Annotated in this window: 13 protein-coding genes and 2 pseudogenes; 9 read left to right on the top strand and 6 right to left on the bottom strand. The window is 40.2% G+C overall.

Annotated features, from left to right (window positions below):
• Positions 1-2: 2 nt before the first annotated feature.
• Positions 3-671: pseudogene (locus LKACC16343_RS13410) on the top strand (IS30 family transposase); the annotation flags it as partial.
• A gap of 148 nt (positions 672-819) precedes the next feature.
• On the opposite strand, the gene prgO reads toward LKACC16343_RS13410, so the two are convergent.
• Positions 820-1,101: a DNA segregation protein PrgO gene (prgO, locus tag LKACC16343_RS13405; RefSeq protein WP_042255044.1), complete on the bottom strand. Its 282-nt coding sequence runs from the start codon at positions 1,099-1,101 to the stop codon at positions 820-822.
• Complete coding sequence (gene prgP / locus LKACC16343_RS13400; RefSeq protein WP_042255042.1) at positions 1,088-1,987, bottom strand: ParA superfamily DNA segregation protein PrgP; 900 nt, start codon at positions 1,985-1,987, stop codon at positions 1,088-1,090. The genes prgO and prgP overlap by 14 nt, the downstream gene beginning before the upstream one ends.
• Before the next feature lie 616 nt (positions 1,988-2,603).
• On the opposite strand from prgP, the gene LKACC16343_RS13395 reads away from it, so the two are divergent.
• The 5 genes and pseudogenes from LKACC16343_RS13395 to LKACC16343_RS13375 all read left to right on the top strand — a co-directional run bounded on the left by LKACC16343_RS13395 (position 2,604) and on the right by LKACC16343_RS13375 (position 7,115).
• On the top strand, positions 2,604-4,127 hold the full coding sequence (locus tag LKACC16343_RS13395) for a primase C-terminal domain-containing protein (RefSeq protein ID WP_056950628.1): 1,524 nt from the start codon (positions 2,604-2,606) through the stop codon (positions 4,125-4,127).
• Positions 4,128-4,408: 281 nt separating this feature from the next.
• On the top strand, positions 4,409-5,329 hold the full coding sequence (locus LKACC16343_RS13390; protein ID WP_056950631.1) for an IS30-like element ISLsa1 family transposase: 921 nt from the start codon (positions 4,409-4,411) through the stop codon (positions 5,327-5,329).
• A gap of 15 nt (positions 5,330-5,344) precedes the next feature.
• Positions 5,345-6,103 (top strand): annotated as a pseudogene (locus LKACC16343_RS13385) (replication initiator protein A); the annotation flags it as partial.
• A gap of 258 nt (positions 6,104-6,361) precedes the next feature.
• Positions 6,362-6,643, top strand: a complete 282-nt coding sequence (locus LKACC16343_RS13380) for a type II toxin-antitoxin system RelB/DinJ family antitoxin (RefSeq protein WP_014564139.1) — start codon at positions 6,362-6,364, stop codon at positions 6,641-6,643.
• The gene (locus tag LKACC16343_RS13375) at positions 6,633-7,115 is read left to right on the top strand and encodes a hypothetical protein (protein WP_056950634.1); all 483 of its coding nucleotides are present in this window, start codon (positions 6,633-6,635) and stop codon (positions 7,113-7,115) included. The genes LKACC16343_RS13380 and LKACC16343_RS13375 overlap by 11 nt, the downstream gene beginning before the upstream one ends.
• On the opposite strand, the gene LKACC16343_RS13370 is transcribed toward LKACC16343_RS13375, so the two are convergent.
• A complete protein-coding gene (locus tag LKACC16343_RS13370) occupies positions 7,105-7,383 on the bottom strand; it encodes a hypothetical protein (RefSeq protein ID WP_056950637.1) in 279 nt (92 codons plus the stop codon). The genes LKACC16343_RS13375 and LKACC16343_RS13370 overlap by 11 nt on opposite strands.
• A gap of 22 nt (positions 7,384-7,405) precedes the next feature.
• A complete protein-coding gene (locus LKACC16343_RS13365) occupies positions 7,406-7,615 on the bottom strand; it encodes a hypothetical protein (RefSeq protein ID WP_054519259.1) in 210 nt (69 codons plus the stop codon).
• Between the two features lie 269 nt (positions 7,616-7,884).
• Between LKACC16343_RS13365 and mobQ the strand changes: the two genes are divergently transcribed.
• On the top strand, positions 7,885-9,945 hold the full coding sequence (gene mobQ / locus LKACC16343_RS13360) for a MobQ family relaxase (RefSeq protein WP_056950640.1): 2,061 nt from the start codon (positions 7,885-7,887) through the stop codon (positions 9,943-9,945).
• A 495-nt stretch (positions 9,946-10,440) separates the two neighbouring features.
• On the opposite strand, the gene LKACC16343_RS13355 is transcribed toward mobQ, so the two are convergent.
• Positions 10,441-11,973 carry a DNA topoisomerase gene (locus tag LKACC16343_RS13355; protein WP_411762971.1) on the bottom strand — a complete coding sequence of 511 codons (1,533 nt, stop codon included), beginning with the start codon at positions 11,971-11,973 and terminating at the stop codon, positions 10,441-10,443.
• A gap of 33 nt (positions 11,974-12,006) precedes the next feature.
• On the bottom strand, positions 12,007-12,798 hold the full coding sequence (locus LKACC16343_RS13350) for a DUF2238 domain-containing protein (RefSeq protein WP_056950643.1): 792 nt from the start codon (positions 12,796-12,798) through the stop codon (positions 12,007-12,009).
• Positions 12,799-12,877: 79 nt separating this feature from the next.
• Here LKACC16343_RS13350 and LKACC16343_RS13345 point away from each other — a divergent pair, with 79 nt between their 5' ends.
• Positions 12,878-13,066, top strand: a complete 189-nt coding sequence (locus tag LKACC16343_RS13345) for a hypothetical protein (protein WP_206605314.1) — start codon at positions 12,878-12,880, stop codon at positions 13,064-13,066.
• A 3-nt stretch (positions 13,067-13,069) separates the two neighbouring features.
• Positions 13,070-13,591 (top strand): ArdC-like ssDNA-binding domain-containing protein (locus LKACC16343_RS13340; protein ID WP_222592808.1); only part of this gene is annotated, 522 nt, incomplete at its 3' end.

Below are 13,591 nucleotides of genomic sequence, written 5' to 3'. Positions count from 1 at the left end.
AAATGGTTGCTCACGAATTTAAACTAGCTACTAAATCTATTTATAATTGGCTAAATCAGGGGAGAATTGATTTCTCCTTGAATGATCTACCTGAACATGGCGTACGCCAACGGCGTAACGTTGACCAACGATCCAAATATAATCAATCTTTGGGGCGATCAATTGAACAGCGTCCCATGATGATTAATCAACGTAATCGCATCGGCGATTTTGAACTAGATACAGTCGTTGGTCCTCGTGGGTATAGTAAGGCAGTTTTATTAACTTTAATCGATCGAAAATCACGGTTCCTTTGGGCATACCGGTTAAAAGATCGGACGACAGTGACTGTTAATGAAGCACTAACTAAGTTCCTAACCACTTTTAATGGTCCGGTGCACAGCTTTACTGTGGACCGTGGCACTGAGTTTAGTGGGCTAGTATCACTTGAATCACAATATGGTATTAAGACCTATTACTGCCATGCTTATACGCCAGCCGAACGTGGTAGTAATGAACGCTTTAATCGGAATTTACGTTATTTTTATCCTAAAGGGACTCGTTTTGAACACATTAGTGCTCAAGATTTAACGACGACGTTACTCCAAATTAACCAGCGACCGCTTAAAATACTCGACTGGCAAACACCGTATCAGGTTATGCTGACAAATTTGTCCAAAAATTCGGATTAAATTTGCAATCTACCTATAGTTTAATCTATGGAATCAGAAAAAGTATACTAGTGGAAAAGTATATTTAGCGACTAGTATACTTTTTAAAATGCTTGTTTATCAGTGATTATAGGCCAATTATCATAAGTATACTTTTGCACTAGTATACTTATGACTGTTTTCTCTGATAAATGCTGTCGAAGATTTCTCTCTCTCTATCTGAAAGCGTGTTTTGCTTATATGCCTCAACAGCACTTTCTACAAGTTCATACATTTTCACGTCTTTAATGTAAGCTAGACTCTTTATCGTGTCAAAAACAGGTGGATCGACCCTTAGGCTTTTTCTGTCCGCTGCGGAGTATTTAGTAGTTTTTTGTTCATCTCTGGAATCATCGACTGTTTTTTTTATGTTCACTTCGAAGTGATCAGCATCTTTTTTAATCAAGGCCATCAGCACTTATCTCCTTTCCAAGTGGTGTTAGTTTTTTGCCATTGAGATATTTTGGCGTGTAGACATAATCGTCAGCAATATCTCCTTTACTTTCGAATTGGTCTATTCTTTCCATTAATTCCGCGTAAAGATCGGAAAAGAGTGCGAACATAGCACGATCGTGGTAGTCTTCAAACTGAACTCCGTATTCACCATAATTTTCAAGGCGTAAGTGACTTTTGATAATGGCATTGAATATATTCTGTTTACCAAAATATTTAACGGTCTTATCAACAATGAGCTGTTCAACCGTGTGAGTTTTGTCAAGCATGACTAACAGTATTCCCGCGACCTGAACATTAATCTCGTCGCTGAAGTCATCGTATAGAGTTTGAAGATAAGTGTTGGTTAGTTCCTTTGAACCCTCAAATGCGAATCTCTTGGTTTCTTGCACAACAATTACATAGTCAGTTGCAACCATTATGTTGTCGACTTTTATATCTGTTGCTGGTGGAGTGTCTATAAAAATAAAGTCATAGTCGTCTTTGATTTTATCTAGTAATTTTTTGAAGTAAAAGGTTCGTTCGTGGACACCCTTTATATGGTCGGCTACCCATGTGCCCCAGTTTCGAAAATCAGAATCTCCTGCAATGGCATCTAGATTTTCTGTTAGATGCGTGATTCCCTTACTTAGATCCTTATCATTTAAGCATCTTGTTATAGAAGCGGGCCAATTTGATTTATTAAAGGTCATACCGAGCATGAATGTACTGTTTGCTTGGAGATCCATATCAATATGTAAAACCTTTTTATGGAAAACGGTGGCAAGAGTGATTGCGAACATCACATTATTGGTCGTCTTGCCAACGCCCCCTTTTTGGTTGCTTAAAGCGATTACGTACGTCATTGATAACACTTCTCTCATAAGTATACTTCTGCTACAAATATAGTATACCATATTGAAACCTGAAATCAAGCTTTTTTATCAAAAGTATACTAATATAAAAGTATACTAATATACTCTTATACTTTTACATTAGTATACTCGTGGATTTGTGGATTAATATACTAAAAAACATCAAAAGTATACTTTTGATGTTTTTGTTTACATTTTCTTTGTTATGGTGTATGGTTACCTTAAATAAAAGAAAAGCGCCACCCAACGGCAATTGGGAAGCACTCGACAAAAAAATCTTTTTCATTCAACTAAAGAGATTATACCAGCAAAATGGTAAGATGTCGAGAATGGTGTGATTTCAAAACGGTAGGGGACAAGCTGCCGGGTAAAAACAAAGGGGACACGTGTGGTGAGCGACTTCTGTGCAAATTCACTGGATCTAGTTAATTAGATCCGTAGGCGGTAATTTAAAAATTTAAAAGTTTATTCGGGGGTAGTCGGACTACGTCCACCTTAAGCAACTTGGCATAACGCTAAGTTGCTTTTTTGTCTGCGCTTTTTCGGTTTCTATGTCATTTCTATTAAGCTAACTTAGGTGTTTATTTTGAAAGGAGGTGAGCTCACCATGTACGATTTAAAGACGGTTCAGACTGCACAAAAGCTGGTATTACACGATTCATTACATACCTATAAAGTTAAAAATAGTCGTTCTAATATTGCCGGACAAGTGATGGAAACTCCTACAAAAAAAGGGGCCATTGCGCTCTTCAGCAGTAAAGATTCAATGCAAAAAGCACATGGTGTGGTTATCACCTCTTTTGAAGCACTTGACGCCATCGCCGATCGTATGACTCACTGGACGCCCAATACATTCAGCTGGCTTGGCTATACGCAAAATCGGTCGAGTGTTCGGGGACACCGGGAAGCTAACTTAGCTCAGATTAATACCTTGGTCGTTGATATTGATTTTGCCGACGCACAAGAACGAGACGCGCGTGAGCAAGAGGTCTTGGGGGCCGTAACCGTTGCTGACTTATTCATTCCCACGATGATTTTGCGGACTACGAAGGGATTCCATATCTACTACGTTTTTGATCAGCCTATGTTTTTGCGGAAAACACGCGGTCAGTTTCCAGTCTTAAAAGCAGCCCAAAAAATGTCGAGTTTTGTGCGGCAATGGATTCAAAAACGAGTGGCAGGGGTCGATGTCGGCTGCAATAACTTTGGAATTTTTCGAATTCCCCGGCAAGACAATCTAGTCTTTTTTGATGCACATATGTTGGTCCAGGTGAGCGCTCTGATGAAGTGGTCACAATATTATGCTGCCCAAGTTCCGGTTACGAAGCCGGATAAACGACAGGTGATTTCTCTAGCCCCAGATGAAGGTCGGCAGGTTGACCAAGCTTGGTTTAAAGCCTTATTGAAAGTGACAACAGTCAAATCAGGTCAAGGTTTAGCCCGTCACAACACGGTTTTGACGTTAGCTTTAGCGATGTATCAGTCAAAAATCTCGCAACAACGTGCGAGAGACGTGCTTGACGTCTTCAATTCAAATCTACATGATCCGTTGGCCGATCGCGAAGTTGTACAGTGCGTGAGAGACGCCTATTCAGGTAACTATCGGGGGGCAGCACTGAGTTATGTTCAAGGACTATTGGATCAATGGGTGCCTAATTTTTCAGGTAAAGTTGTTGCTGGGATTGGCTGGCATAAATTTGCTAAGCCGCGTGCCGAACGACAATACAGTCATGCCCACGAATGGCGTAACGATGTGCTTGCATTGATTAATCGAATGGGTGGTTCTGCCGCTTCGGTTGCCATGTCAACGCGTCAAATTCAAGCTGAATTAGGGATTTCTCCGGCGAGTTTGAATCGGGTTATGAAGCAACTACAAGCAACTTCGCAATTGAAGCGGGTGCAGCGTGGTAACCAGCCAACTTTATTGACGACGGTGACCATGTTATTTAAGTCGGCTATGGTGAGCCGTCAGGCTCAAAGTAAAGCGTGGACAGGGTATTTAACGACACTAATGCCAACTGTAAGCAAAAATGTTTATGAGCCAACAGTTGGTACTTTAACTGAGATACAAGCGGTGAGTGGTGATTCAGAGCCACCGTGGGGAATGGAGACGAGAAGAAGAACGGGGTGAAAAGTGCTGCTATCAATTGCCATAGGTATATATCTAGAATAGGCTTGTTGCTGTGTGAGGGTATTGTTAGTTTGGTGGTTTGTTGGGGAACTCACAAAAATATCTTGGCAAACTTTAGGAAGTGCGGTAAACTATAGTCAGTCAAAGGGAACATATGTTCCTGATGTGGCCAACTTAATAGTTGGCAAATTCTATAATTAATCTGAACAGAAATTAAAAAGCCCAAAGCAATCACTTACAATGGTAGTAGCTAATTCCAACCAATATAGGGAGTGATTACTTTGGGTACATCTACTTTATCACGTTTTCAACGTGGCGCACTAGCACAACTGGTCAATGAGGGGAATAAATCTTACCAAGTAATGGCTGACGCCTTAGGCGTCGCCAAAGCTACGATTAGCTATGAGTTGGACCGGGTTAAACCTTATGATCCAGAATTAGCTCAGCAAGATGCAGATCGCAAAAGGCGGAATTGCGGTCGTCGTTCGATGCTGACGGCAGCATTAGCGACTTTAATTACCAATCACTTACGATTAACCTGGTCACCAGAAACCATTGCGGCCGCTTATAACTTGAGCACTGCGTCAATTTATAATTGGCTTAATCGTGGCTGGCTCCCCTTCAAATTGACTGATCTACCCAATCGGAATGTCCGCCAGCACCGAGTGAGCGAAAATCGTGGGAAATTTACAAGTGGGACTTTCATCGAACAACGGCCAACAACTGTTAATCAACGGTTAGCTTTTGGTCATTGGGAAGTAGATACGGTGCTTTCTAGTCGAAGTGAGTTACGATCATGTCTGGTTACATTCGTAGAACGTAAGACTCGACTTCTATGGGCCATCAAAGCCCCTAATAGAACGGCTAAGGCTCTAAACACCGCCTTTGGCAAGTTTATGGGGGCCTTCGGTCCCCAAGCAAAATCCATTACTGTTGATCATGGTAAAGAGTTTGCCAATTATCAGGCCTTAGAACAGGATTATCAGATCAAAGTTTATTTTTGCCATCCATATTCACCATGGGAGCGAGGTTCCAATGAATATTTTAATAGACGGTTACGCTGGTTCTTCCCGAAAAAGACCAATTTTAGCCAAGTAACGACTGATGAGATCCTAGCAGCACTTGAACTAATTAATCAACGACCATTAAAAATACATCATCAACAGACTGCCATTGAAAGATTCCGGGCTTGTTCGGATTAAACTTGTAATTTGCCTTGCCATAATCAAAAAGTCGTCAAAATTAAAAAAGAACTCGAATCCGCTCATTTGCTGATGCAAAAACAACTGGGCTTTAACCCAAAAACAAAAAAGAATGAACCGAATCGCTTATATCTGTCCAAGCTCGATGTGAAAGCAACCGATGTCTATTTACGCGGTGAAGATAGCCCAAAAGTGTCTCAAACCCTTGCTACAAGCGGAACTGCAAAAAGTGCAGTTAATCTATATAAAGAACCTAAAGAAAAAGATAAAGATAGATACAAGATAGATACTCAAAAGTTAAATTTTTCCACAGCTAACTTTTCACCAGCTGAAATAGAAATCCAAAATCGGGATTTAGTAAAACATGCTGATGAGTTCTTAACGGATTCAGAAAGTGGCTGGGAAGTCTTCTTAGAACCCGAAGCCATTCAGCTGCTCAGTTTTTGGTGCCGCACTCCGCAACAAATGCGGCGCTTCATTGGCATTATCTTAAATGCTAAGTACCGAGTTGAGAAAGATCACAAAGATATTGGTGTCATAATCCCACTTGATGATGAGGAACTGAAACCTTTAATGACTAAAGCCTTGAGACGCTACTTTAACGCCCTGAGAAGCAATGAGAAGCACATCAAGAATGTTGAGAACTACTTATACGGCACCATGCAAAACCTATTTGGCGTTTGGTGGAATAAACAAGCGGCTAGAGAATATGCGGCCAAACACCCCGAAGAAGAAAAGCCGGCCGACAACGATAACAGTGGGTTGTACTACTAGCCCTAAAAGGCTACAAAATCCTTTCTAAGCGATTTTAAGACTTACTAACCTAATTTATACTTACTTAAGCTAGAGTTAAATGGCTTAAACAGAAGAATAGGGGCTTTTAAATGAGTGTCAGAGCTAACCAGGCTAACTAAAAAGTTCAGCCTTTAGATCAACGCCAAGCTCAAGTGATTTGAGGCCAAGGCTTTATCTATTGATAAGGTACTCAAAAGGTAGTATAATGGTAGTAGCAAAAAAGGAGATGAGACAATCATGGCAGTTAAGGAAAAGAAACGGGTCCAAGTCAAGATTGATAAAGATTTGGCCGATGATACCGAAGCAATTTTAAGCGAATTGGGCTTAAATCCAACCACGGCCATTAACATGTTTTACAAGCGGATTGTTGCTAATGGTGCTTTACCTTTTAATGCGTCTTTAAGCGAAGAAGAAAGAGCTAATTTACGCTTTTTAAAGGCGACCGAAGGGACACCAGTCACCGAGTTCAAAGACGCTAAAGAGGTCGCTGATTGGCTCAACGATCCAGATGAGGACTAATGACTTAGTCAGCCTATACGTTAGTTTTGTAGAAACTAACGGTGGCAAGTCTCGGCCAGTTTTAATTCGTCGGGTATCAGAACAGAAGGTCGAAGCTTTTAAAATTACTAGTCAGTATGAAAAGAAGTCGGCTTATATCAAGCAACAATATTATCCGATTCAAAATTGGCAATCCGCTGGGTTGAAGAAACCTTCCTGGGTCGATCTTGGTAATATTTATCGCTTTCCCAAAGCCGGTTTAAACTTTAAAGAAATCGGTCATTTAAGTAAGCTAGATCAAAATAAAATTTCAGATTTTACGCTTGACCTAAAATCAAAAAGAAGAGGTAAGGGTCAAAAGATAATTCAACAGCGATCAAGTAAAAGGAAGCACAAAGAAAGTAAAGCAGAGCTTACACAAAGAATTCAAAAACAGTTAAAAGACTTTGCTAAACACAATCCTGAAAATAAAAACGATCGGCCTAGTTATTAGGTTGATCGTTTTTGAGTTTATTTGGTTTATGGACATTAACGTAATCGGCAAATATTTTTAAAAGCTCTTCGGTTTGTTCAACCGAGAGATTATCAGCTTGAAAGTATTTTTCTAGCAAAGCCCCTTTTTGAATTAATCGGCGAGAACGGGCTTTGCGGGCTTGTCGATTTTCATAGTATTTAGATTGTCGTAATTTAAAATCTTCCCGATCAATTTTTTGTTTTAAACGCGCTTGCTGCTCGACTAGTTTTTCATATTGATTAGACATGGAATTTCCCCATCTCGTATGGCTAATGATCTACGGACTTTACCTTTAAAAATTCAGAAAATTGCTTAGCTAAAAGCTTAATCTGATCGTTAGACAAATTAGCATAATCTAAATTGGCTTGACTGATGATTTGTTTACCTAGCCGTTGTTCAATCTTATTTTTTTCGTCCTTAATTTTTTGATTAAGGGCTTTTAATTTAGCTTCTTGTTTTTCTAAGTTACTTTTAGACATAACGATCCCTCAAATCATATTAGAAATAATCACCGAAACTATATCATATAGGAAACGTTAAGTCAAAGTATAAAAGTTGAAATAGCGAAGCGGAAGGCATACACTAAAAATAAATTCAGGAGAATCAGCAGACCGAGTGAAACGAGGTCAATGCGCACTTACACATAGAATGAATTCTATGTTGTACTAACCCCAAAATACTGTATTAGAAGTCGCCAATGGCGACAACAAAGTCAAGCCCATAGAATCAAAGTAAAGAGGTGACTAACATGGCAATATTTCATATGAGTTTTAGTAATATTAGTGCTGGTAAAGGACGCAGTGCTATTGCCAGTGCCGCTTATAGAAGTGGTGAAAAATTATTTGATAATCAAGAAGGCCGCCACTATTTTTATGCCCGATCGGTTATGCCAGAAAGCTTTATTTTAACTCCCGAAAATGCACCAGAATGGGCCAGTAATCGAGAACAATTATGGAATGAAGTTGAAAAGAACGATCGTAAATCAAACTCACGGTATGCAAAAGAATTTAACGTGGCTTTACCGGTAGAATTAAGTGAATCCGAACAGAAAGAATTACTGACAAAATATGTGCAAGAAAATTTTGTCGATCAAGGTATGGTAGCTGACGTAGCAATTCATCGCGATCACCCAGACAATCCGCATGCACATGTGATGTTAACCAATCGCCCATTTAACCCCGATGGTAGTTGGGGATTAAAAGCAAAGACGCAGTACATTAAAGATGAAAATGGCAAGCAACTTTTAACCAAAAGCGGGTTTCCAAAACAAAGAAAAATTTGGTTGGTTGATTGGGATAAAAAGGAAAAAATTAATGAGTGGCGGCATAATTGGGCAACAAGTGTTAATCAGTCTTTAGCACAAAAAAATATTCCGGATCGGATTAGTGAAAAATCGTTTGTCGATCAAGGGATTCAAGAGACACCTACCCAACACGAAGGCATTAACAGCCAAAGAAAAAATCGAAAAGCATTTAATCAACAAGTTAGCGCACAAAGAAGCGCCCAAGCTAAATATCATAATCTTGACGAAAAGATAAGAAATCATGAACATTTTGACGCGTTAACTGACGAGCTATCGTTCTCTGAAAAACACACAATTAGTCATCTAAGTCAGCAATTGAAAACCTATGTCGATTTAGAACATTTAGATGATAAACAGCGCATGCTGTTTAATTGGAAAAACAGCTTATTAATCAAACATGCCATTGGTGAAGATGTAACCAAACAACTGCTGACTATTGACCAGCAAACGACATCACTAGCACAAGCTAACCAGTTGTTAAATAAAGTGGTGGAACGAGCAACGAAAAAGCTTTATCCGGAACTTAATTTTGAACAGACAACCGCAGCTGAACGACGGGAACTGATTAAAGAAACTAATAGTGAACAAACGATTTTTAAGGGTAGCGAATTGGCAGAACGGTTAGCGGATATTCGAAGTGACTTATTAACCCAGCAATTATTGACGTTTACCAAGCGGCCATATACCAGCTGGCAGTTAGTTAATCAGCAGGCCCAAACAATTGAGAAGCAATTAACCACGGTGCTAGCCAAACATGGTCACCAGTTAGACGATTTGAAGCCTACTGATCGGGGCATGCTAGCCGCTTATCAACCTAACGAACTCGAATTCATTTCTAAAGCGGTGAAAAATTTACGGGTCATGCGGGAAGTTAAAGCCGTAGTGCAAACTCAATACAACAGCATTCTAACGACTGCTTTTCCGGACAGTGACCTCGATAAGCTAGAGACGATTGACAAGGAGCAAATCTATACCGCTGTGGTTTACTATGACCCAGAATTAAAGCCGTTAAGCGCCAATGATCTTAGTCAATTGCAACAGCAGCCACCGGTAGTCTTTACTAGTCAGCAACACCAAGCCGGTTTAAATTACCTGTTAGGTAAAATGGAATTAAAAGATATTCAGGATCATCGACTGCAACGGGTCTTAAAACATGATGGCACCCGGCAACTGTTTATTGGCGAATGTGGCCAAGATCCTAAGTTGGATCACCAACAAATTGAAATGGTGCAAACCCGTTTGAAACAACAGACAATGCGCTTTGATCAATATAAGCAAGACCAAATTAAGGACTATCAGGCCATTAATTATTACCCAACTAGCCCGAAAAACTACCTGACTAATATTTTGGACGAAGCTTTAATAACCATTTTATATGCGAAGAACACGGACTATCTAAGAAAGCAGCAACTACGTGGCTTAAAAGAGACCGAGTGGGCAATGACGAAAAAGCAACGGCAACACCAAACTCGAAACCGACATGAAGATGGGGGCATGCACTTGTAATCAAAATGTAAAGATAAATGTACACATATGTGTTCAATGGGTGCTATATTTGCCATTAAAAGTACGCAACCTAGATGCGGATTATCAGGTGTGATAATAATGCCTACATGAGTTTTGATGGTTAAAACATTCAGAAAACTATATTTAGGGCACCGAATTGTTGCTGCGCTAATTGTTGAATTCCAATGGCTCAGTCAAAAGTGTAGTTTGATAAGCTTGTCAGTGAAAAGGTAGCTCGGTCGAATTATGATTACGTCGTAGTGACGACGATTCAGACTAAGTTATTTCATAGAAAAAGATTTTCTGGGCACACTATTTACTTTAGCCTGTAAAACTGGTAATTCACTCCCAATAACTGCTAATTTATTATCCATTTTATGATCTCCTTTGCTTTGCTAATCTCACCCGTTGTTTAGGTTTACTTTTAGGGTTGTAAAAGTGAACCTAAATGACGGGTTCACCAACCGGAACGTAGTGCAGGGCGGTAGGCAGGTTCTAATCAAAATCAAAACTTAATTTATGGCCGTCAAGCTTTAACTTGGCGTTAAACGACTTTCCCTTTTTGCTCTTGAAACCCTTTAATTTGCTGGTTTCCCCTTTGGTGACCAGCGCTTTAATCGCGGTCTTACCAAGTGTCTTGCTACTCCATTTCTTGGGTAGGGTAAAGTCCTCGCCTTGCTTAGGCTTCACAATGTAAAATTTTTGTTTGTTTATGACAGTTGCTTGTGGTGTTTCTAAAAACACCTCGGCGGACTTTTGTGCTTGCTGTTGATGATCAATTTGTTGTTTAATGGCTGCACTGCCAGTTAATTGCGTGGGAACATCAGCGATTAACTTTGCCACGAACTTTTTGATTTGGCTCAAAAAATTATCCTGAGTGCGTTCTTCGGTACTGATTTGCTGTAACGCTTGCTCCCATTTAGCTGTCATTTCTGGACTAGTTAGCAAGGGTTCGAGTTCGACTGCTTTACATAAAGTGATTCCGGCTTCACTGACGTGCAACTTATTCTTTTCAGTAACTAAGTAGCCGCGTTTCTTTAACACTTCCAGCACATTGGCCCGGGTCGCACTTGTCCCAATGCCTTGCACATCTTTGAGAATCGCCTGGGCTTCTTCATCATCAAGCGTTTTGCCAGCGGTCTTCATGGCCGTAATTAATGTCCCTTCGGTAAAGGGTACCGGAGGTGTCGTTTCTTTTTTCGGCGTTTGCAGATTCGCTTGAACTTGGTCGCCTTGGTGAACAATCGGTAGGGTGGCTGCCTCTTGCTGGTCAGCTTTGTGATCATCAAATAAAGCTTGCCAACCTTGCTTAGTTGGGACCTTACCGGTTGCTTTAAAATTGGCGTCACCAACTTGGGTAATAATGGTGGTTTCTTCGTACTCGTACGGATCAGCAAACATCGCTAACGTCGTCCTTAAAACCAGGTCATAGACTTGTTGCTGTAATTTAGGCAAGCTGGCTAGCTTCTCTTTCGTTGGCACGACTTTAGTCATAATAATGGCATAGTGTTCTTCAACTTTTTTCCCATCAACATAGCGTTTGTTCGGAGTGGTATTGGTTAAAGCGACCGGCTTAGAGACCAAGCCCAGATACTTCGTCAGATTAGCCACTAAATAATCAAATTCTTCATCAGTGATATAATCACAATCGGTGCGGGGATAACTGAGCAGTTTGTCTTCGTATAAGCTTTGAATAGCCGCTAAGGTTTGGCTGGCGCTGGCGTGATAACGTTTATTCATGGCACTTTGGAGACTAGATAGCGAGAATAGTTGGGGACTAGCTCGTTTTTTGCCTTGCTTTTGGACGTCCTTGATTAAACCGCCCTGTGAGCCTTTCTGAACGTGTTTAGCCTGCATGAATGTCATTAGCCCTGTTTCGTCTTTAAATCGCTGATAGGGGTCTAATTTTGCGAAGAATTTTTGCTGATTAGCTAAAATTTCCGCATTTAGTTCAAAATAAGGTTCTGGCTTAAAGTTTTTGATTGCCTGGTCCCTTTGATAAACCATATACAAAGTGGGCGTCTGCACGCGTACCCTCTATCTTATTATTTACTGGAAAATTCATTTCCGTTTGGTCGGAATAAAATTACGAATAAACTGAAATCGTTTATGTTCATGATCGATATATAAATAGCCAAAAATACTGAAAAATAACGCACCAATAAAATTAACGAATAGATCTTTCATAGTATCGATCACGCCAACATCGAGATAGCCGTTATGGATCACAGTAGTCACTTTTTTGCCATCAGCGGTTTCACTTTCAATCGTCGTTCGTTGAATATCTTTCAGCTGGACCACTTTATTGTTACGTTGGCCTAGATCCACGCTATTGATTTGGCGCACAATGCGATCCTTTTGCATATCCATATTCAACCAACGATCCGCTGAAAATTCGACAAATTCCCAAGCAACCCCGACCGTCATTGAAAAACAAAACGTGGTCACCGCAATAAATAGCGGTGTTAATTTCAGAATCGTTATATTTTCATTCAACAAATAAATCAGCGAAAAACCGACTCCAGCAGCCAAAAACCCATTTAGTGCGTGTAACGCTGTGTCCCAGACTGGAATATGACTATAAAAGTCATTTAGTTCACCTAACACTGTTGAGCTAAAAATAAAACTGATTACGATCAATTCTAGCAAACTAGGTATATTAATATGCAGATAAGTTTCAATTAAATATGGTAGCATAAACAAAATTAATGTCAGCACTAACAAAGCGACGTGTGACCATTCTTGCATATAAATGCTATTGCCTAACATAAAAATGACAATTAACCGATAAAATATATAAATCAGCGTCACGATTTTACTTGCGGTAGTGGTGTGTGCCGTAAAGAATTTCATAAAACGCCCCCAATCATCGTTGAATCCGTATAATTTCCTAATTTAAGCTTATGATATTAGTGATGCTAGTTCAAGTCGGGTGCAAAATAAAAAAATCACACCAAAAGGAACCTACAAGTATTTAAAAGAAATCACTGGTAACGGAGCCTATTATCAAGTGGCTTGGCAAAAATTAGCTGATGGCTACATCGCCCTTTATGGCACGACCCCGATTCAAATCAACGTAGCCCCTATATTGAATGATATTTTTGAAAATGAGGAGGGGTAGACAATGCCGAGTAAAGCAGACGTTAAAGCCTGGAAAGCACAATTAGTCGCCCAAGCCGAACAACAAATCCTAAAATTAACCGATAGTGACCGATTTAAACAGTATCTTAATACCCTGGCTAAATTTCATCATTATAGCGCCAGAAACATTGATTTGATTTATGTGCAAAATCCGCAAGCCACTCAAGTCGCGGGCTTTAAGCAATGGCAGACGGCTCTTAACCGCACCGTCAAACGAGGCGCAAAAGCGATTCGGATTGCGGCCCCGATTATTAAGAAGTTAACACCAGCCGAGCAAAAGCGTCTTGATACCACCGATGAACGCGCCATTGTCGGATACCGTTATCTACCCGTCTTTGACGTGTCACAAGCTAGCGGTGAGCCCGACAATGCTTTGAAACTAAAGACGTTATATCACGAATATGCGCATAGCCAGCTACACGCATTAAAATCAGCCTTTAAAGATCGGCCACGAGCTTATCAGGAAACCCAAGCCGAAGCGGTTGCATATGTTGCCATGCAAAAT

This window comes from Companilactobacillus bobalius, assembly GCF_002179915.1.
In the GTDB taxonomy this organism is placed as follows: domain Bacteria; phylum Bacillota; class Bacilli; order Lactobacillales; family Lactobacillaceae; genus Companilactobacillus; species Companilactobacillus bobalius.
Note: the sequence above shows the minus strand (reverse complement) of the source record. Positions and strands in the feature narration are given on the sequence as shown.